The 19012-nt window shown below is 71.3% G+C and carries 15 protein-coding genes and 1 pseudogene; 7 read left to right on the top strand and 9 right to left on the bottom strand.

Going from position 1 to position 19012, the window contains the following annotated elements:
* The first annotated feature begins 72 nt into the window (after positions 1-72).
* The 4 genes from AVW11_RS16125 to AVW11_RS16110 are packed head-to-tail and all read left to right on the top strand — an operon-like array spanning position 73 to position 6721.
* The gene (locus AVW11_RS16125; RefSeq protein WP_076044335.1) at positions 73-1389 is read left to right on the top strand and encodes a glycosyltransferase; all 1317 of its coding nucleotides are present in this window, start codon (positions 73-75) and stop codon (positions 1387-1389) included.
* A complete protein-coding gene (locus AVW11_RS16120) occupies positions 1386-3056 on the top strand; it encodes an ArnT family glycosyltransferase (RefSeq protein WP_076044333.1) in 1671 nt (556 codons plus the stop codon). Before AVW11_RS16125 ends, AVW11_RS16120 begins: the two co-directional genes overlap by 4 nt.
* A gap of 6 nt (positions 3057-3062) precedes the next feature.
* Complete coding sequence (locus tag AVW11_RS16115) at positions 3063-4283, top strand: glycosyltransferase (RefSeq protein ID WP_079250642.1); 1221 nt, start codon at positions 3063-3065, stop codon at positions 4281-4283.
* A 23-nt stretch (positions 4284-4306) separates the two neighbouring features.
* Positions 4307-6721, top strand: coding sequence for a galactose oxidase family protein (locus AVW11_RS16110; protein ID WP_240528191.1), 2415 nt, complete (start codon positions 4307-4309; stop codon positions 6719-6721).
* Positions 6722-6788: 67 nt separating this feature from the next.
* Here the strand turns inward: AVW11_RS16110 and trhA are convergent, their stop codons facing one another.
* Positions 6789-7520, bottom strand: a complete 732-nt coding sequence (gene trhA / locus AVW11_RS16105) for a PAQR family membrane homeostasis protein TrhA (protein ID WP_413081592.1) — start codon at positions 7518-7520, stop codon at positions 6789-6791.
* 220 nt (positions 7521-7740) lie between these two features.
* Here trhA and AVW11_RS16100 point away from each other — a divergent pair, with 220 nt between their 5' ends.
* A complete protein-coding gene (locus AVW11_RS16100; RefSeq protein WP_030855471.1) occupies positions 7741-9576 on the top strand; it encodes a phosphoenolpyruvate carboxykinase (GTP) in 1836 nt (611 codons plus the stop codon).
* Positions 9577-9643: 67 nt separating this feature from the next.
* Here AVW11_RS16100 and AVW11_RS38370 read toward each other — a convergent pair.
* The 4 genes and pseudogenes from AVW11_RS38370 to AVW11_RS16080 all read right to left on the bottom strand — a co-directional run.
* A pseudogene (locus AVW11_RS38370) lies at positions 9644-10201 on the bottom strand (hypothetical protein); the annotation flags it as partial.
* Positions 10188-11846, bottom strand: a complete 1659-nt coding sequence (locus AVW11_RS16090; RefSeq protein WP_240528190.1) for a substrate-binding and vWA domain-containing protein — start codon at positions 11844-11846, stop codon at positions 10188-10190. The gene AVW11_RS16090 and the pseudogene AVW11_RS38370, both read right to left, overlap by 14 nt.
* Positions 11843-13030, bottom strand: a complete 1188-nt coding sequence (locus AVW11_RS16085) for a toxic anion resistance protein (protein WP_030855477.1) — start codon at positions 13028-13030, stop codon at positions 11843-11845. Before AVW11_RS16085 ends, AVW11_RS16090 begins: the two co-directional genes overlap by 4 nt.
* Before the next feature lie 11 nt (positions 13031-13041).
* Complete coding sequence (locus tag AVW11_RS16080; protein ID WP_030855478.1) at positions 13042-14118, bottom strand: substrate-binding domain-containing protein; 1077 nt, start codon at positions 14116-14118, stop codon at positions 13042-13044.
* A gap of 144 nt (positions 14119-14262) precedes the next feature.
* Here AVW11_RS16080 and AVW11_RS16075 point away from each other — a divergent pair, with 144 nt between their 5' ends.
* Positions 14263-14703 carry a hypothetical protein gene (locus AVW11_RS16075; RefSeq protein WP_143568850.1) on the top strand — a complete coding sequence of 147 codons (441 nt, stop codon included), beginning with the start codon at positions 14263-14265 and terminating at the stop codon, positions 14701-14703.
* Between the two features lie 18 nt (positions 14704-14721).
* Here the strand turns inward: AVW11_RS16075 and AVW11_RS16070 are convergent, their stop codons facing one another.
* From AVW11_RS16070 to AVW11_RS16060, 3 genes are all read right to left on the bottom strand, one after another.
* The gene (locus AVW11_RS16070) at positions 14722-15372 is read right to left on the bottom strand and encodes an RDD family protein (RefSeq protein WP_060178779.1); all 651 of its coding nucleotides are present in this window, start codon (positions 15370-15372) and stop codon (positions 14722-14724) included.
* A 230-nt stretch (positions 15373-15602) separates the two neighbouring features.
* A complete protein-coding gene (locus AVW11_RS16065) occupies positions 15603-15995 on the bottom strand; it encodes an SCO4983 family protein (protein WP_076044331.1) in 393 nt (130 codons plus the stop codon).
* Positions 15996-16096: 101 nt separating this feature from the next.
* Positions 16097-17308 (bottom strand): pyridoxal phosphate-dependent aminotransferase, encoded by a 1212-nt coding sequence (locus tag AVW11_RS16060; protein WP_030855482.1) that lies wholly within the window; start codon positions 17306-17308, stop codon positions 16097-16099.
* Between the two features lie 377 nt (positions 17309-17685).
* Here AVW11_RS16060 and AVW11_RS16055 point away from each other — a divergent pair, with 377 nt between their 5' ends.
* Positions 17686-17898, top strand: a complete 213-nt coding sequence (locus AVW11_RS16055; RefSeq protein ID WP_030855483.1) for a hypothetical protein — start codon at positions 17686-17688, stop codon at positions 17896-17898.
* An 883-nt stretch (positions 17899-18781) separates the two neighbouring features.
* Here the strand turns inward: AVW11_RS16055 and AVW11_RS16050 are convergent.
* Positions 18782-18985 carry a hypothetical protein gene (locus AVW11_RS16050; RefSeq protein ID WP_076044329.1) on the bottom strand — a complete coding sequence of 68 codons (204 nt, stop codon included), beginning with the start codon at positions 18983-18985 and terminating at the stop codon, positions 18782-18784.
* Between the last annotated feature and the right edge of the window lie 27 nt (positions 18986-19012).

Here is a 19012-nt window from a genome sequence, read left to right as displayed (position 1 = left end):
GGGGGGCCCGCCGCGAGTCCCCGGGGGGTTTTCTGAACGCCGCCTGGGGGCGGCGGGTCTGTGGGGGGCCTTGTGTACACGTCTGTGTTCATCGCTGTCATTTCACTGGCGCTCTTCTGGATGGCCGCGTTCACGCTCTGGTGGCAGATGCACGCGTGGCGGACCCCGGAGACGCTCGCCTCCACGCGCTTCGACCGTCCCGACGGGGAGGGGCGCCTGGCGTTCTCGCTGCTGCTGCCCGCCCGCCACGAGCAGGCGGTGCTGGAGCACACCATCGACCGGCTGCTGGAATCGAGCCACACCGACTACGAGATCATCGTGATCGTCGGGCACGACGACCCCGAGACCACCGCCGTCGCCGAACGGGCCGCGGCCCGCGAGCCGGCCCGGGTGCGGGTGGTCGTCGACCACCACGAGACGAAGAACAAGCCGAAGGCGCTCAACACCGCGCTGCCGTCCTGCCGCGGCGACATCGTCGGGGTCTTCGACGCCGAGGACCAGGTCCACCCCGAGCTGCTGGCCCACGTCGACCACGCCTTCCGCTCCACCGGCGCCGACGTGGTCCAGGGCGGCGTCCAGCTGATCAACTTCCACTCCAGCTGGTACAGCCTGCGCAACTGCCTGGAGTACTTCTTCTGGTTCCGCTCGCGGCTCCACCTGCACGCCGAGAAGGGGTTCATCCCGCTGGGCGGGAACACCGTCTTCGTCCGCACCGAGGTGTTGCGCGAGGCCGGCGGCTGGGACCAGAACTGCCTGGCCGAGGACTGCGACCTGGGGGTGCGGCTGTCGTCGGTCGGCAAGAAGGTCGTCGTCGCCTACGACTCCGACATGGTGACCCGTGAGGAGACGCCCGGCTCGCTGGTGAGCCTGCTCAAGCAGCGCACCCGCTGGAACCAGGGGTTCTTGCAGGTGTACCGGAAGAAGGACTGGCAGCAGCTGCCCGGCCGGGGGCAGCGCTGGCTCGCCCGCTACACGCTGATGACCCCGTTCATGCAGGCCGCCTCGGGGGTGATCATCCCGGTCAACTTCGCCGTCGCGGTCTTCCTGGACGTGCCGGTGGGCATCGCGATCATCACGTTCCTGCCCATGATCACGGCGATGGTGACGTTCGTCTTCGAGATCGTCGGCCTGCACGACTTCGGCCGGCAGTACGGGCTGCGGGTGCGGTTCGTGCACTACGTCAAGCTCGTCGTCGGCGGCCCGTTCTACCAGGTGATGCTCGCGGGCGCCGCGATCCGAGCGGTCTGGCGCGAGCAGCGCGGCCGCAACGAGTGGGAGCTGACCAGCCACACCGGCGCCCATCTGACGGCCGTCCCGGCCGTCCCGGCCGTCTCCGCCGTCTCCGCCGTCTCCGCCTCCACCGCGATCCGAGAGGACAGCCGCCAGTGACCGCCACCCTGCCCACGGCCACTGCCCCCGGGCCAGGGACCGAGACCCCGGCCGTCCCCACCCGGCGCACCACGGCCGGCGGGCTCGGCGTCCGTCCGGCCCCGCCCGCCCGACCGCTCGTGCGCTTCCGCTCCTCCCGCCCCGACCTGCTGCTGTGCGGGGCCCTGCTGCTCGTGATCGTCGCCGTCCAGGGCTGGAACATCACGAACTTCCCGACCCTGAGCGACGACGAGGGCACCTACCTGGCCCAGGCGTGGGCGGTCCAGCAGGGCGAGGGCCTGGCCCACTACACGTACTGGTACGACCATCCGCCGCTCGGCTGGATCCAGGTGGCGGCCCTGACGTACCTGCCGTCGCTGTTCGTCCCGGAGTGGATGACCGTCGCCCCGATGCGGTTCTCGATGCTCGCGGTGTCCGCCGCGTCCTCGGTGCTGCTGTACGTACTGGCGCGCCGGCTGTGGCTGCCGCGGTGGGCGGCCGGGCTCGCGATGGCGCTCTTCGGGCTGTCGCCGCTGTCCGTGGTCCTCCAGCGGGAGATCTTCCTCGACAACATCGCCGTGATGTGGATGCTGCTGGCGTTCTGCCTCGCCGCGTCGCCGAACCGCCACCTGTGGCACCACTTCGCCTCCGGACTGGCAGCCGCCACCGCCGTCCTCACCAAGGAGACGATGCTGGTGGTGCTCCCGGCGCTGCTGGTGACGATGTGGCGGCACAGCCACCGCGACACCAGGAAGTTCGCCGTCACCGGGGCCGTGACCGCCTGTGTGCTGATCGGCCTGTCCTACCCGCTCTACGCCCTGCTCAACGGCGAGCTGCTGCCCGGCGCCGGGCACGTCTCGCTCATCGACGGCATCACCTACCAGATGGGCCGCGAGGGGTCCGGTTTCATCCTCACGCCCGGTTCCGGCTCGAACGGCGTGTTCCGGTCCTGGCTCTACTACGACACCGTCCTGCCGCTCGGCGGGCTGGCCGGCGCGGTGCTGCTGCTCGTCACCGTGCGCCGGTCGGTGACCGCCCGTGCGCTGGCCGGTCCGGCGCTCGCCGCCGTCATCCTCGCCGTCGTCGCGATGCGGCCCTCCGGCTACCTGCCCGCGATGTACGTGATCCAGGCGCTGCCCTTCCTCGCCCTGGTCCTGGCCGGCGGCGCGGCGAGCGTCGCGCACGCCGTGCTGCGCCGCCGCCGCGGGGCGGGGGCGCGCGGGCCGCGGCTGTGGGCGCGCTGGGCGGTGCTCGGCGTACTGGCCGTGTCGGCCGCGGTGTACGTGCTGCCGCGCTGGTACGAGGGCAACCACACGGCGCTGACGGTCGACGCGAACGCCCCGTACCGGCAGGCCGCGGCGTGGCTGGGCAGCGAGGTCGCCGACCCGGCGGGCACGCGGGTGCTGCTCGACGACGCGCTCTGGTTGGACGCGGTGCACCACGGTTTCGAGCCGGGACCGGGTGCCATCTGGTTCTACAAGGCCGACCTGGACCCCGCGGTCGCCAGGACGCTGCCGGGCGGCTGGCGGGACATCGACTACGTGGTGTCCTCGCCCACGGTGCGCCGTGACGCGGTGGACCTGCCGACGGTGAAGGCCGCGCTGGAGCATTCGACCGTGGTGGCCGTCTTCGGTTCGGGTGAGGACCGCATCGAGATCCGCCGCACCGACCGCGAGAGTGGGAGCTGAGCCGCCATGACCGAGGACCTGTGGCCCCTGCGCGCCCCGGTCGATGCCGGGCGGCACGCTCCGCACGCCGCGGCCGGCAGTGTCACCCTCATCATCCCGACCTTCAACGAGGCCGGGAACGTAGCCGAGTTGCTGCGCCGGCTCGGTCGGGCGCTGCCCGCCGACCGGCCCTGCGAGGTGCTGTTCGTGGACGACTCCACGGACGACACCCCCGCCGTCATCGAGAAGGCCGCCGCCGACCATCCCTTTCCGGTGTCGGTCCTGCACCGCGAGGTGGCCGAGGGCGGCCTCGGCGGCGCGGTCGTGGAGGGCATCGGGCGGGCGGACTCCGACTGGATCGTCGTCATGGACGCCGACCTCCAGCATCCGCCCCACCTGGTTCCGGAGCTCGTCGGCGAGGGCGAGCGCACCGGCGCGGACCTCGTGATCGCGTCCCGCTACATCAGCGGCGGCAGTCGGGCCGGGCTCGCCGGGAGCTACCGCGTCGCGGTGTCCCGGGCGGCGACGTGGCTGACGAAGGGGCTCTTCCCACGGGCACTGCGCGGGATCAGCGATCCGATGAGCGGGTTCTTCGCGATGCGCCGCTCGGCGGTGGCCGCCGGGGCCCTGCAGCCGCTCGGCTACAAGATCCTGCTGGAGCTGGCGGTGCGCAGCCGTCCGGCCCGGGTGGCGGAGGTGCCCTTCGTCTTCCAGGAGCGCTTCGCGGGCGAGTCGAAGTCGACGGCCCGCGAAGGGATGCGCTTCCTGGCGCACCTGGCGTCGCTGCGTTCGGCGGCCGCGCCGGCGCGGATGATCGGCTTCGGGCTGATCGGGCTGACGGGCTTCGTGCCGAATCTGGCGGCGCTGTGGCTGCTGACGGGCGCGGGGATGCACTACCTTCCGGCCGAGATCGTCGCGAACCAGGCCGGGGTGCTGTGGAACTTCGTCCTCATCGAGGTGCTGCTGTTCCGTGAGCGGCGCCGGCACCGCCACTGGGCGGACCGGGTGGGCCGGTTCGCGCTGCTCGCCAACGCCGATCTGCTGCTGCGCATCCCGCTGATCGCGGTGTTCGTCGCCCAGCTGGGGATGGGGGTGCTGCCCGCCACGGCGCTGGCGCTGGTGACCACCTTCGTCCTGCGGTTCGCGGCGACCGAGGCCCTCGTCTATCTGCCGCGCCGTACGTCCCCGGCCGATGCCTCCCCGGCCGACGCCTCCCCGGCCGAGCCGGGGCGCCACACCAGGAGTTGAGCCGCACAGAAAGGAACCTTTCCATGCGTCCGACCTTCCGGCGGAGGGCGGGGCGGCGTGCCGCACTGCTCGCCGTCGGGGCGATGACCGCCGGTCTGCTGCTCACCGCACCGCAGCAGGCCACGGCCGGTCCGCCCAACCTGCTCTCCAATCCCGGTTTCGAGACCGCCGGCGCCGCCGGCTCCGACATGCCGTCCTGCTGGTCGAAGTCCGGCTGGGGCGACAACGACTTCACCTTCGCGACCGTCGCCGACGCGCACAGCGGCACGAAGGCGATGCGGGTGTCCCTGACCCGCCGGGTGGACGGCGACCGCAAGGCGCTGGTCACCGAGAACACCACGTGCGCCCCGACGGTGACGCCGGGCAGGCAGTACGACCTGTCCGCCTGGTACAAGTCGAACACCCCGGACGTGTCGGTGACGGTGTTCCGCCGTGACACGACGTCCGGCTGGCAGTACTGGACCGATCTGCAGAATCCGCCCGTCAGTGCCGGGTGGGCGCGTACGGAGGTCCGTACACCGGTCGTCCCGCCCAACACCGACAAGATCGCCTGGGGTCTGTCGGTGTACGGGGTGGGCACGCTCACCACGGACGACTACGCGCTGGAGGAGGTGGGCGCAGCCCCTCCGCAGCCGACCTGCTCGGGGACGGCGGAGGAGTGCGCCAAAGGCAGGTGGGAGGTGATCCCGGCCCAGAACCCGGTGCGTTCGATGCACGCCGTGGTGCTGAAGAACGGCAAGGTGCTGCTGATCGCGGGCTCCGGCAACGACATCGCGCAGTTCAACGCGGGCACCTTCACGTCCGCCGTCTACGACCCGGCGAACGGGTCGTTCAGGACGATCCCGACGCCGGTCGACATGTTCTGCGCGGGCCACGTGCAGCTGTCGGACGGCCGGGTGCTGGTGATGAGCGGAAACAAGGGCTACCCGTCGGCCGACGGCTCGATCGGCTACCAGGGGCTGAAGGACTCGTACACCTTCGACCCGGTCACCGAGACGTACACGAGGACGAACGACATGAACGGCGGGCACTGGTACCCGTCCGCGACGATCCTCGGCAACGGTGACGTGATCTCCTTCGGCGGGCTGAAGGAGGACTCCACGGGCAATGTGACCGCGGAGAAGTTCTCGGCGGCGCAGAACAAGTGGCTGCCGATGAACGAGGTCAACCAGACCTGGTCGTACTGGGGGCTGTACCCGTCGATGATCCTCATGCAGGACGGGCGGCTGTTCTACTCGGGCAGCCACACCTTCGGCAACGGCACCCCGGGGACGGGCGCCTCGATCTACGACTACGACGCCAACACCATCACCGACGTGCCGGGGCTGCGCAACAAGGACGAGCGGGACGAGTCGGCGAGCGTGCTGCTGCCCCCGGCCCAGGACCAGCGGGTCCTGACGATCGGCGGCGGCAACAACGAACGCAATCCGGCGGCGAACCGGATCACCGACATCATCGACCTGAAGCAGCCGAGCCCCGCCTACACGGCCGGACCGGACCTGCCGCAGGGCCTGGTCGACACCGGTGCCGGGAAGCGGCCGCAGACGGGCGCCGAGGGCAAGATGTACGTGTCGGCGGTGCTGCTGCCGGACGGCAAGGTGCTGGAGACCGGCGGCGGGCTGCACGACCGGGCCGACCCGGTCTTCGAGGCCTCGTTCTTCGACCCGGCCACCAACAGCTACCAGGCGGGTCTGGCGACCGACCCGATCCCGCGGACCTACCACTCGGCGTCGTTCCTGATGCCCGACGGCCGGGTCATGTCGGTGGGTGACAACCCGGGCAACGGCACCTACAACCACAACGTGTCGATCTACACGCCGCCGTACCTGTTCAAGGGCGCCCGCCCGCAGATCACCTCGGTGATCGACACGCAGTGGGTGTACGGGGACACGCAGCGGATCACCGTGAACCGGCCGATCGCCAAGGCTGAACTGATCCGCCCGGCCGCGGTGACGCACTCCTCGGACCCGAACCAGCGGTTCGTGGACCTGCCGATGACGGTGGACGGCACCACCATCGACCTGAACGTCACGAGCAACCCCAACCTGGCGCCGCCCGGCTGGTACATGCTCTTCGCGGTCGACGCGAACGGCGTCCCGTCGATCGCGACGTGGGTGCACCTGGGCGGAGCGTCCGCGCTCGCGGCCGCCGAGCAGCAGCCGTCCCCGCACGAGCACACGTTCGCGGGCGAGCTGGGGCCGGCCAAGCGGAACCCGGCGAAGCGGGACTCCGTCCCGGTCGCCCCGAGCGTGGCGGGCTGCGACCGGCACTACGGCACGGCCGACGTGTGCGTGCCGACCCGGTTCCCGGCCGAGGTGAAGGCGACGACGAAGGCCCGCTGCGCGTGGCTGGCCTCCCACAAGTACCCGGCACGCCTGAAGGTCAACGGCAGCGATCCGCTGCGGCTCGACCCGGACGGCGACGGATACGCCTGCTGAACGCGTCGGAGGAGTCGGCGCAAGAGGCCCGGCCGCGAGCGTGCGGCGGCCGGGCCCCTTCCCGGGCTCAGTGCTGGTAGGCGGCGAGCGAGATGCCGACGTAGTGGGCGACGAAGGCCGCGAGGGTCAGCGAGTGGAAGACCTCGTGGAAGCCGAAGAAGCGGGGGGAGGGGTTGGGCCGCTTCATGCCGTAGATGACCCCGCCGGCGCTGTAGAGGAGGCCGCCGACGATCACCAGGACCAGGACGGCGATGCCGCCGGTGCGCATGAAGTCGGGCAGGAAGAAGACGGCGGCCCAGCCCATCGCGATGTAGCAGGGGGTGTAGAGCCAGCGCGGGGCGCCGACCCAGAAGACGCGGAAGGCGATGCCGGCGGCGGCCGCGATCCACACCGCCCACAGCAGGGTCCGGCCGGTGGAGGGCGGGAGCAGCAGGACGGTCAGCGGGGTGTAGGTGCCCGCGATGATCAGGAAGATGTTGGCGTGGTCGAGGCGGCGCAGGATGGCTTCGCCGCGCGGACCCCAGGTGCCGCGGTGGTAGACCGCGCTCACGCCGAAGAGCAGGCACGCGGTGAGGATGTAGACGCCGCAGGCGACGCGGGCCCGGGTCGAGTCGGTGAAGGCCATCAGCGCGAGGCCGGCGACGATCACGGCGGGGAACATGCCCAGATGGAGCCAGCCGCGCAGCAGCGGCTTGGCCTCGATGGCGGACTCGACGGCTTCCGCGGCCTCGATGACCGGGGAGGCCTCGGAGGCCGCGGCGGCCTCGGGAGCGGGGACGGCGGCGGCGTCAGAAGTCATGCGCGCCATGCTACCTACGGGTCCGTAGGTTTCCGCTCTTCCTCTTTACGGAAGATTGACGGACGTGGCAATGCTCACGTGAGAGGCCCTCTGGACATATGCGCACATCCACCGGATGATCAGATGAGTGCGGTCGACACCGGATGAGCGGAGCGCGAAGCGTCCGGGTCGCAGCCCCCACGGGGCCTACACCAAACAAACCCCTCAACAAGGAGCAATCGTGGCGCGCGACAACGCGGCTCCCACCAGTTCGACTCTTCCCACCAAGCATGCAGAGCTGATCTCCTGGGTGGACGAGATCGCAGCCCTCACCCAGCCGGACCGCGTCGTGTGGTGCGACGGCTCCGAGGGCGAGTACGAGCGCCTGTGCGAGGAGCTCGTCGCCAAGGGAACGTTCAAGAAGCTCGACGAGACCAAGCGCCCGAACTCCTACTACGCCGCCTCCGACCCCTCCGACGTCGCGCGTGTCGAGGACCGGACCTTCATCTGCTCCGAGAAGGAGGAGGACGCGGGCCCGACCAACCACTGGAAGGCCCCGGCCGAGATGAAGGACATCTTCGCCGGCGAGAAGGGCATCTTCCGCGGCTCCATGAAGGGCCGGACGATGTACGTCGTCCCGTTCTGCATGGGCCCCCTCGGCTCCGAGCTCTCCGCGATCGGCGTCGAGATCACCGACTCCGCCTACGTCGCCGTCGCCATGCGCACCATGACCCGCATGGGCCGGCCCGTCCTCGACGAGCTCGGCACCGACGGGTTCTTCGTCAAGGCCGTCCACACCCTCGGCGCTCCGCTCGCCGAGGGCGAGGCCGACGTGCCGTGGCCCTGCAACACCACCAAGTACATCTCGCACTTCCCCGAGACCCGCGAGATCTGGTCCTACGGATCCGGCTACGGCGGCAACGCCCTCCTCGGCAAGAAGTGCTACGCCCTGCGCATCGCGTCCGTCATGGCCCGCGACGAGGGCTGGCTCGCCGAGCACATGCTCATCCTCAAGCTCACCCCGCCGGCCGGCGAGGGCGAGACGAAGTACGTCGCCGCCGCCTTCCCGTCCGCCTGCGGCAAGACCAACCTCGCCATGCTGGAGCCCACGATCCCCGGCTGGACGGTCGAGACCATCGGCGACGACATCGCCTGGATGCGCTTCGGCGAGGACGGCCGCCTCTACGCGATCAACCCCGAGGCCGGCTTCTTCGGCGTCGCCCCCGGCACCGGCGAGCACACCAACGCCAACGCCATGAAGACCATGTACGCCAACACCGTCTTCACCAACGTCGCGCTCACCGACGACGGCGACGTGTGGTGGGAGGGCATGACCGAAGAGGCGCCCGCCCACCTCATCGACTGGAAGGGCAACGACTGGACCCCGGCCTCGGAGACCCCGGCCGCCCACCCCAACGCCCGCTTCGCCGTCCCGGCCTCCCAGTGCCCGACGATCGCCCCCGAGTGGGAGGACCCCAAGGGCGTCCCGATCTCCGCGATCCTCTTCGGCGGCCGCCGCGCCTCCGCCGTGCCGCTGGTCACCGAGTCCTTCGACTGGAACCACGGCGTCTTCATCGGCTCGAACATCGCCTCCGAGAAGACCGCCGCCGCCGAGGGCAAGGTCGGCGAGCTGCGCCGCGACCCCTTCGCCATGCTGCCGTTCTGCGGCTACAACATGGGCGACTACATGGCCCACTGGATCAAGGTCGGCGCCTCCGCGGACGCCGCCAAGCTCCCGAAGATCTACTACGTGAACTGGTTCCGCAAGAACGACGCGGGCAAGTTCGTGTGGCCCGGCTTCGGCGAGAACAGCCGCGTCCTGAAGTGGATCGTCGGCCGCCTCGACGGCACCGCCGAAGGCGTCGAGACCCCCATCGGCATCCTGCCGACCAAGGACTCCCTCGACCTCGACGGCCTCGACCTCCCGGCCGAGGACCTCGACTTCCTCCTCACCGTCGACAAGGAGGTCTGGCGCGAGGAGGCCGCCCTGGTCCCCGAGCACCTGGGCACCTACGGCGACCACACCCCCAAGGAGCTGTGGGACCAGTACCACGCCCTCGTGGAGCGCCTCGGCTGAGCCGGAACACGCCCTGAACGGGCACGCCCTGAACAAGGGCACGCCCTGAACAAGGGCACGCCCNNGCCTCCACCTCGTGGAGGCCCGCCGTTACGCGGTCAGCCTCCTCGCGCAGCAGCCCCAGCTGCCGCTCCAGATGCCGCTCCGGAGACTCCCCACCCGGCGCCATCCGGCTCCACCAGCGGGTCCGGTTGTACGCGTCCACGCACTCCGGCACGTCCTGCCGCACCGCCCGGGACACTGCGTGCACCGCCTCCGGGTCGGCGGCCAGCACCTCGGCCACCCACCCGGGCTCCAGCAGCGCCCCGTACACCTCCAGCAGCTGGGCGAGCGCCTCCCCGGGCCCCGACGGCAGCTCCACCCCGTCGACGTACCCGCGCAGCCGCCCGAAGTCCTCGCGCAGGACGCCGAGCTCCTCACGCGGATCGAAGGGCGGCGGCGCCGTCCGCTCCGGCGGGGCGATCAGCGCGCCCGCCCCGTACAGCCCGGCCACCACCACCGGCCAGTACGCACCCGCCACCCCGGCCAGGGTGAGGGCCAGGCCGGCCACCCCGCACGCCGAGCCGGCCAGATTCTTCCGCGACTCCAGGTACTTCAGAGCCCCGGTCGCCCTATTGGTAGCCACGGATCTCCTCGAAGGCCTCGGCCAGCGAACCTCCCCCAGCCACCGCCGGGGAACCCCCCGCGCCGGTGGCGTCGAAGAGCCTCCCACCGGTCAGCTCGGTGATGTGGGTCAGCTCCTTGCGGTCCGAGTCGCCGAACAGCACGGCGAAGACCGGCGTCCGCTTCTGCGCCTCGGGCAGCCGCGCGTAGAAGGAGTCGAAGTGCTTCGCCCCGACACCCTCGGTGTTCTCGCCGTCCGTCATCAGCACGATCGAGGTGAAGGCGTCCGTGCCGCCCCTGCCCAACTGCTCGTACGCCGCCTCCAGACTGCCGTAGATCGCCGTACCCCCGTCCGGCTTCAGCGCCTTGACGTCCCGGCGGATCGCATCCAGGGCCGGCCCCGGATTGCCCGGCTCCACCACGTGCGTGTTCACCTCCTTCACCTTCGAACCGAACGGCAGCAGCGTGACCTCCTCGCGGTCCCGGAAACGCCGCCCGGTGCCCGAAGTGCCCGTACCCGTCAGATCGGTGAGCGCCGACCTCAGCCGCCCGATGCGGTCGTCGTCGCCCATCGAACCCGACGTGTCCAGCACGTACACCGTCCGCGAGGGCCGGCGCAGCTCGTTCTCGTAACTGGCCAGCAGCCCGTCGGCGACGACCCGCGAGCCGGGGAACGGCAGCTCGCGCCGCTTCTCCTGGTCCAGCCCGGCCGCCGGCGCCACCCCGGCCGCGACCGGCCGGCGGAAGGTCTGCCCGGTGATCGCCTGCTGCGCCTCGGCGCCGCGCAGCCAGTCGGTCAGCGTCCGCCCCGCGTCGCGGGCCCCGGCCGGGGCCGAGGCCAGCAGCGTCAGCGGGTAGTGGGCCGTGACCACACCGTCGCGCGGCCGGACCACCGTCAGCGGAGCTCCCGCACCCTTCGCGTCACGGTTCATGGACAGCAGCACCGACTCGTAGTTCACGAGCGCGTCCACGTCCCCGCGCTTGCCGTACGCGCTGACGAGCCAGCCCGAGGAGCCCGACGTCAGCTTCTGCCCGGCGAAGAACTCCTTCAGCCGGGGCGTGGCCGCCTTCACGTCCGCGTCGCTCAGCGCCGACTGCGCGCCCGAAAGCCCCGACGCCACCGACACCAGAGCGGAGAAACCGGAGTTGGAGCGCACCGGATCGGTCATCCCGTACGTCAGCTTCCCCGCGGCGACGGCCTCGTGCACCGCCGGCCAGGTCACCTCGCCGGGCTTCCAGCCGAGCCGGGCCAGCGCCTGCGGCTTCACACCGAGGGCGACGGGCGAGGACATCACCGGGGTCTCGCTGGACAGCTTCCCGGCCGCCTCGGGCCGCAGCCTCAGGTAGTCGTTCGAGGAGAGCCAGATCGCGTCGTACCTGCCGTCGGCCTGCCCGGAGGCGACCTGCTCGGCGGCGTCCAGCGTCCCCGACCACGTGAGCTTCACGGTGACCCCGGTCGCCTTCCGGGCCTGCTCCAGCACCGGCTCCATGTCCGCGAGCTCACTGGAGGCCAACACCCGCAAGGTGCCCTCCTTGTAGGCCGTCTCCGCGGGCCCCGAGGACTCCTGTGCGGTGCAGGCCGTCGCCGCCGTGAGCACGGCGACGGCGAGCGCGAGGGCCGTCCGGGCCCGGCGGCGGCCCCTCAGGGCCGGCCCGGCCGCGCTCACAGGGCACCGCCCTCGACCGCACCGGCGGCCCGCGTCCGCGCCAGGTACGCCGACGCGGTCTGCAGCTCACCGGCCAGGGACTCCACCGTCGCCGCCATGTTCTGCGCGGCCTGCACCTTGAAGGTGTCGATCGCGTCGAGCGTCTTGTAGATCTGCGCGAAGGCCGTCCGCAGGGTCTCCGCGCCCACCGCCGGATCCGCGGCGATCCGCTGGATCTCCCCGCTCTGCGTGGCCAGCATGTCCGCGTTGCCCCGGATCAGGTCCTCGGTGGTTCCCTTCAGGGCGTTGACCTGCTCGGTCACCTTCCGCTGGCTGTCCAGCGCCGAGGCCAGCATCACCGCGATGCGCAAGGCCGAGACAGTGGTCGTGGCGGCCCGGTCGACGCCCTTGATCAGTTCGTCGTTGGCGCGCCGGACCACGTCCATCGCCAGATAGCCCTGGGCGCAGACGGCCAGCTGCGTCAGCAGGTCCTGGTGCTTCTGCCGGACGGGGAAGAGCACATCGGCGCGCAGCACGTCGGCGCCTTGCGGATCGGTCTGCTCGGCCTCGGCGACCCGCTGGGAGACGGCGCCGTCCAGGGCCTCGGTGAGGACCGCGTACTCCTGGAGCCTGCCCATCGTCTCCCACAGCCGGGAGCGCTCGGTGTGCAGGGCCGCGTTGTCGCGGCGCAGCTCGTCCTGGCCGCTGCGCAGCGCTGCCACGATCCGGTTCAGGGTCGCCTGCGAGGAGGCGTACTTCGCCACGTGGTCGCGGAAGCGGTTGCCGCCCGGCAGCTTCGCCAGCAGCCTGCGGGCGCCCCTGCCGGGGGTGTCCCGCGGGTCGAGGTCCTCGACCGTGCGCCGCAGCTCGACCAGCGAGCCGGCGACGCGCGCCTGCGCGTCGCCGCCGCCGTCGGAGCCGAGGGAGCGCACGGCCCGCTCCAGCATCCGGTTGGACTGCTGGGCGGCGGTGCGGACGTCGGCCGAGCCGAGTGCGGTGATCTCGCCGATGCGCTGCGCGAACTCGGGGGAGCGGGCGTCGATCCCGGCGAGCGAGCCGACGTACTCCCCGGCCCGGCGGGCCATCTCGTCGCGGACGCCGTCCTGGAGCGGTACGAGGCCGGCGGCCTGCTCCTTGCGGACGGGGGCGACGGGCTCGGGAGCGCTGAGGACCAGCGGGCTGTCCTCGGGAGGTGTCAAAGTCATGGTGTGTCCCCCTAGCCCTTGGCGCGCTGGGCGAGCGCCATGAGGATCTTGACGGTGGGTGTGCCGACCTGGCGGATCCCGGTGAGCCCCGGGTTGAGGTAGTCGGCGTGCGGGGCGGTCGCGGCGGTGAACTCGGCCACGCCGTCCTGCGGGCGGAACCCGCGGAGCACGGCCAGCTCGCGCAGCCTCGGATCGGTGGCCAGGAGCGTGCCCAGCTCCTTCGCGTCCTCGCTGAGCGGCACGAAGGTGTGCGCCGTGTTCACGGTGGTGTCCGGGTAGAGCACCACCATCTCGCCCGGGTTCTGCTTCTGCAGCAGCAGCGAGGCGACCTGCGACTCGTACACCAGGATCAGCGGTTCGCCGCTGCCGCTGATGAAGGCCCGGAAGGGGTCGTCGGTGCTGGTCTCCAGGGCGCCCTGGACGGAGACCAGCTTGCGCATCAGGGGCGCGGTGCGCTCGATCCCGGCGTCGTCGGCGACGACGGTGTTGCCGTTGGCGACGTTGGAGGTGGCGGCGAGGAAGAGCGCGCCGGAGTTGGAGGAGGCGGGGTCGGTGGTCTTGACGAACACCGTGCCGGTCAGCTCGGCGTACGCGGAGGAGCCGGCCAGCTGCTGCCAGGTGCGGTCCTCGGCGGCGGCTTTGAGGAAGGGGCCCATCAGCAGGGTCCCGGTGTTCTTTCCGGTCATGGTGGCGAGGCCGTCGGCGGCCAGCACCTTCGCCGCGCCCGGTCGGGCGATCACGACGAGCGGGGAGTAGAAGGGCCTGGTCTCCTGGGCTCCCTTGAGCCCGGCGGCCGCCGCGACCTCCTTGGCGGGTTCGCTGCTGCCGGGGAAGGCGAAGTCGAATTCCTTCAGGGCGAGTTGGTCCATCGCCCAGGAGCCCGAGGTCTCCGTCTTGACGGTGTAGCCCTTGGCGGCAAGGGCCTTGACGACGTCGGGGTCGCGGAAGAACTCGGACTTCTCCGAACCGATGACGCCACGCACGGTCTTCGTTGCCGTGGATTCTGGGTGATCCTGCCCCTGCAGTGCGACGTAGAGCACGCCGCCGATCAGGAGGAGGCCCAGGAGGATTCCTAGGATGCGTCTCACGGGTGCAGCGTGCTCACGGAAACCCACATTCCGCGCCGTCTTGAGTGAACGTCAGGTGTCCAGGCGGTCCCACTTCGAAATGCTGTGTGAGTTCGCGGGTGCTGGTGGGCGGGGCGGCGGCCCGGGAGGATCGGGGGCATGGGCGTGAGCGCGTTGAAGTGGCAGGGCTGGCTGGTCGGCCTGGTGACGATCGCCGGGCTGCTGGTGTTCGCCCCGCTGGGCCTGTACGTGTGGGCGAGCGGCGGTGACCAGCCGCAGGCGCCGCCGCGGGCGGCGGTGCGGGACGTACGGGTCACCGGCTGCCGTGTCGATCCGGCCAGTCGGCGGGTCGCGGCCGCGGTGGAGGCGACCGGGCGGGCCGAGGGCGTCGGGGCGTACGTCGTGACGGTGGAGTTCCGCGACCGGGCCGAGGCGGATCCCGGGCGGCGGGCCGCCCAGGCACTGGTGAGGATCCCGGGCGTGGCCCCGGGCGCGACCGAGTACGGGGAGGCGGTCGGCCCGGTGTGGCCGGTGGCGACGGTGCCCTGGTGCGGGGTCGCCGGCGCGGAGTTCACGCAGGCCACCCCGACACCGGGGCTTCCGTAGCCGGTGGGCGGGCGCCCGTCAGCCGTTCTTGTTCACCTTGACGACGACGGTGCTGCACACCTTGTCGGCGAACGTCTGCTTCTTCTCGTCCCACAGCGGCCACAGCCAGCCGAGGTAGCAGGAGATGCTGTCCAGGAAGTGCGCCAGCTTGCGGACGAAGGCCATGCCGAAGCCGAGCGTGGCGCCGTCGGCCTCGCGGTGCAGGCTGATGCCGACGACCTTCTTGCCGATCGTCTGGCCGGTGGTGCCTTCCTTGTAGAGCTGGAAGAAGCCCATGCCGATCGCGTACAGGAAGCCGAGGAGGCCGAGGACCGCGCCGACGCCGCTCTCGCCGCCGTCGATGGCGACGCCGATGCCGGTGAGCGCGTACATCGGGCCGACGATGATCAGGGCGTCGAGCAGGTACGCGCCGAACCGCAGCCCCCAGTGGGCCAGCGGCGGCATCCCCCCGGGCATCCCGGGCATTCCGGGCATGCCCGGGGGCGGGTACGCGCCGTAGGCCGGCGGCGGGGTCTGCTGCGGGTAGCCGTACTGGGGGGCAGCGCCCGGGGCCGGCTGCTGCGGGTAGCCGTACTGCGGGGGGACGCCCTGCGGGGCCTGCTGGCCGTAGCCGGGCTGGCCCTGCGGGGGCTGCTGGCCGTACGGGTTGTTCGGATCGCCGAAGCTCATGGGCGCATCTCTCCAGGGTGCTCGATCGGGGACGAAGCGGAGTGGAGGAGATGGTTCCTGTGAGCGGCCTCCCCCGTGCTGCCGCGATGTTTTCAGCCAACATCGTGTTCGGCAGGTCGGGATCTGTCCAATTCATTGGCCGCGCGACGGGCGGCGGGCGCGCGCTGACGGGCCGTCCGCGGGGGCATGGCGCCCGGTCCGGAGCCTCCGCGGCCCCGGACCGGGGCCGTCTAGAGGGCGCCGGCCAGGTCCAGGGACTCCAGGGCGGCGGCGTGCGCGTCCATGCGTTCGGCGGCGAGGATCGCGACGGTGGTGTCGGCGCGGGACGCGGCGACGAGGAGTGCGCGGGCGGCGAGGTCGTGCGCGCGCCGGTGCAGCGCCGCGGCATCCCCCGCGGGGCCCTGGGACGCCCGGGCGGGCTGGGCCCCGCGCAGCCGGGTCACCTGGGCGGCGATCCGGGCGGCGGCCTCGTCGAGCCCGAGCTCGTCGGTGACGGCGAGCAGGGCTGCGAGGTGGCCGGCGAGCTGGATGTCCAGCGCTTCGCCGCGACTGCTGTGGGGGTAGTCGACCGTGGCGCCGCCCATGCGCTGGACGACCGGCTTCGTGCGGATCGGCTCGTACATGAGGAGGCCTCCTGCGTGGTCAGGCGACCATCCTACATTGGATTGGTTCTAAAGTTGAGCTGAATCCTGTTGTTGTCCGAGTATGCTCGCCCGATGGCGGATCAGGCCTGGCTGTAGCCGTCCAGGAAGTTCCCGATCCGGGTCACGGCGTCGGCCAGGTCCTTGGCGTTGGGCAGGGTCACGATCCGGAAGTGATCGGGCTCGGGCCAGTTGAAGCCCGTACCGTGCACGACCATGATCTTCTCGGCCCGCAGCAGGTCCAGGACCATCTGCCGATCGTCCTTGATCTTGTAGACGGTCGGGTCGAGCCGCGGGAACAGGTAGAGCGCGCCCTTCGGCTTCACGCAGGTGATGCCCGGGATCTGCGTCAGCAGGTCGTAGGCGGTGTCGCGCTGCTCCAGCAGCCGCCCGCCCGGCAGGACCAGGTCCTGGATCGACTGCCGGCCGCCCAGCGCGGTCGCCACGGCGTGCTGCGAGGGCATGTTCGCGCACAGGCGCATGTTCGCCAGGATGGTCAGGCCCTCGATGTACGAGGCGGCGTGCTGCTTCGGGCCGCACACCGCCATCCAGCCCGCCCGGTAGCCGGCCACCCGGTAGTTCTTGGACAGGCCGTTGAAGGTGAGCGTCAGCAGGTCGGGCGCCACGGCCGCGGTGTTGGTGTGCGTCGCACCGTCGTAGAGGATCCGGTCGTAGATCTCGTCCGAGCACACGATGAGGTTGTGGCGGCGCGCGATGTCGGTGAGGCCGCGCAGCATCTCGTCGTCGTAGACGGCGCCGGTCGGGTTGTTCGGGTTGATGATCACGATCGCGCGGGTGCGGTCGGTGACCTTGCGCTCGATGTCGGCCAGGTCCGGCATCCAGTCGGACTGCTCGTCGCAGCGGTAGTGCACGGCCGTGCCGCCGGCCAGCGAGACGGACGCCGTCCACAGCGGGTAGTCCGGCGCCGGGACGAGGACCTCGTCGCCGTCGTCGAGCAGCGCCTGCATCGCCATCTGGATCAGCTCGGAGACGCCGTTGCCGAGGTAGATGTCCTCGACGTCCAGATCGATGCCCTTGGTCTGGTAGTGCTGCATGACCGCGCGGCGCGCGGACAGCAGGCCCTTCGCGTCACCGTAGCCGTGGGCGGTGCCCAGGTTGCGGAGCATGTCCTCGAGGATCTCCGGCGGGCACTCGAAGCCGAAGGCCGCGGGGTTGCCGGTGTTCAGCTTGAGGATGCGATGACCTGCCGCTTCGAGCCGCATGGCCTCTTCGAGCACGGGGCCGCGGATCTCGTAGCAGACATTGGCGAGTTTGGTTGACTGGATCACCTGCATGACGGGAGCTTACGGGCCCGGGTGCGGGCTCGACCCGCCTTTTCACCCGGAGACCCGAAGGTCGTTTTATCCCGATTGGCGTGATGGCCGGGTGGGGCTGCGCTCTTCCCTTGGAATCCGCGGCCGCGGCCGCGCTCCCACCTGCGGAATGGGTGGGCCGAACTGTGGGCGGGCGATGCGTGTTGCCCTCGTCACCTTGGGGGGAGCGGGAGGGGACTGCGGGTGACTGAGTAGCCGGGTTGAGTACCCGGGCTGAGTACGTGCGCTCATGCGGCCGCCCGGCCCGCGGCGGAGGCTGGAGTCCTGAGCCGGGGCGAGCGATGCCTGGACGGCGGGCGAGTGAGGGGCGCGGAGCAGTGGAGTTCCTAGTCGGTGACATGGCGATCACGACGGTCGGCACGGATGGCGACGACCGGGCGATCGAGTTCCTGGTCAGGCCCGAGGGCACCCCGGAGGAGGGGCACTTCACGATCTTCCGCGAGCACGGCCGGGGCTGGGAGGACGCCCGCCTGGCCGTCGACCCCGCGGCGGGCAGCGTCCCGGTGGCCGCGGTCGAGTGGGCGGTGGAGTTCGCGCGGGAGTACCTCTGAGGGGGCCCGCGCACGGGCCCCGCGACCGGGACCTTTATCCCGGAACCTTCCCCCCGGGGCCCCGGGGGTCCCGGGGGGCCTGGCCCCGGCGCCCGGCCTCGGGGCGCGGGCTGCCCAGCCGGCCCCGGGGGGCGGGGGTACGCCGGTGCGGGGCCGGCGGGGCGGGGGTGTGGCAGCGCGGCGGGAGTGGGGGAACGGGGTCCCGGCGGGGCGGGAGTGAGAGCACCGGGGTGGCTTCGAGGGCGGGGTCTCGGCGGGGCGGGAGTGAGGGTGTCGGGGTGGCTTCGAGGGGGCGGTGTTTGGCTGGGGCGGCATCAGAGTTGTGCTGGGGGTTTCCCGTCAGTCCCATCGTCTCTCNNAGCCCCCAAAGGAACGGGCCGGGGGATCAAGACACCATCGGGGAGATCAGGGATGCGCGGGCGGATCCCGGTGCGCCCCAGATCGCTACGCGCTCCCGTCGGAAGGCGTCTGCGAGCCTCTGAGTCTGGGCATAGGCCGCCATCGATCGCTACGCGCTTCTCGATCACGCGTCCAGACCGTCCGGGGCCGTCATAGGCCGCAGGCGCCCGATTCGCTCTTCATGGGCGGTGCCTGGGGGCTCTCTGGGGGGAACTGGGGTCGGCAAAGCGTCAGATGACGGCTGGTGCGAAGCCGATCCAGGTGTGGGCGTGCGCGCCTTAAAGAGCCTTCAATCGCGGCCCCTGCACGGTCGCGGGGCACGAGCGTCCGGGGTAGGTGGGCCGTCTCCGCTCGAACTTCTCGAGCACGGCGCCGACATGGCTCCGCTTGGGTGCGGAGATCGTAGGCCAGTTGCTGCTGATGGCCGCAGAGGATCGGTCACAGCGTCGAGGTGCGGTTCTTGCGTACGGCGGTCTGCCGAGTCTCAGCTTTCGGTGATGAGTTCGCCGTCGTTGTCGCCGCCTTCGCACGTCCACTGGCCGGTGTCGGAGTCGTACTCCACCGCCCCGCCGGCGGCTGTGCACGTCGGCCCGGGAACGGCTGGTACGGCGGCCTGTGCGACGGGGGTCGCAGCGCCGAGAGCAGCCAGTATGAAGGCGGCGGCGAACGCAAGGAATCGGGTACGCATGAGAGCTCCTCAGGGATTGAGTGACAC

The sequence above is a fragment of the Streptomyces amritsarensis genome (assembly GCF_001953875.1).
GTDB classification, from domain to species: Bacteria; Actinomycetota; Actinomycetes; order Streptomycetales; family Streptomycetaceae; genus Streptomyces; species Streptomyces amritsarensis.
Note: the sequence above shows the minus strand (reverse complement) of the source record. Positions and strands in the feature narration are given on the sequence as shown.

Excerpts from the sequence above, each read along its gene's own strand:
- trhA (WP_413081592.1), bottom strand. The coding sequence starts at position 7,520 with ATGACTTCTGACGCCGCCGCCGTCCCCGCTCCCGAGGCCGCCGCGGCC.
- AVW11_RS16050 (WP_076044329.1), bottom strand. The coding sequence starts at position 18,985 with ATGCGTACCCGATTCCTTGCGTTCGCCGCCGCCTTCATACTGGCTGCT.
- AVW11_RS16085 (WP_030855477.1), bottom strand. The coding sequence starts at position 13,030 with ATGACTTTGACACCTCCCGAGGACAGCCCGCTGGTCCTCAGCGCTCCC.
- AVW11_RS16115 (WP_079250642.1), top strand. The coding sequence starts at position 3,063 with ATGACCGAGGACCTGTGGCCCCTGCGCGCCCCGGTCGATGCCGGGCGG.
- AVW11_RS16060 (WP_030855482.1), bottom strand. The coding sequence starts at position 17,308 with ATGCAGGTGATCCAGTCAACCAAACTCGCCAATGTCTGCTACGAGATC.
- AVW11_RS16070 (WP_060178779.1), bottom strand. The coding sequence starts at position 15,372 with ATGAGCTTCGGCGATCCGAACAACCCGTACGGCCAGCAGCCCCCGCAG.
- AVW11_RS16065 (WP_076044331.1), bottom strand. The coding sequence starts at position 15,995 with ATGTACGAGCCGATCCGCACGAAGCCGGTCGTCCAGCGCATGGGCGGC.
- AVW11_RS16110 (WP_240528191.1), top strand. The coding sequence starts at position 4,307 with ATGCGTCCGACCTTCCGGCGGAGGGCGGGGCGGCGTGCCGCACTGCTC.
- AVW11_RS16055 (WP_030855483.1), top strand. The coding sequence starts at position 17,686 with ATGGCGATCACGACGGTCGGCACGGATGGCGACGACCGGGCGATCGAG.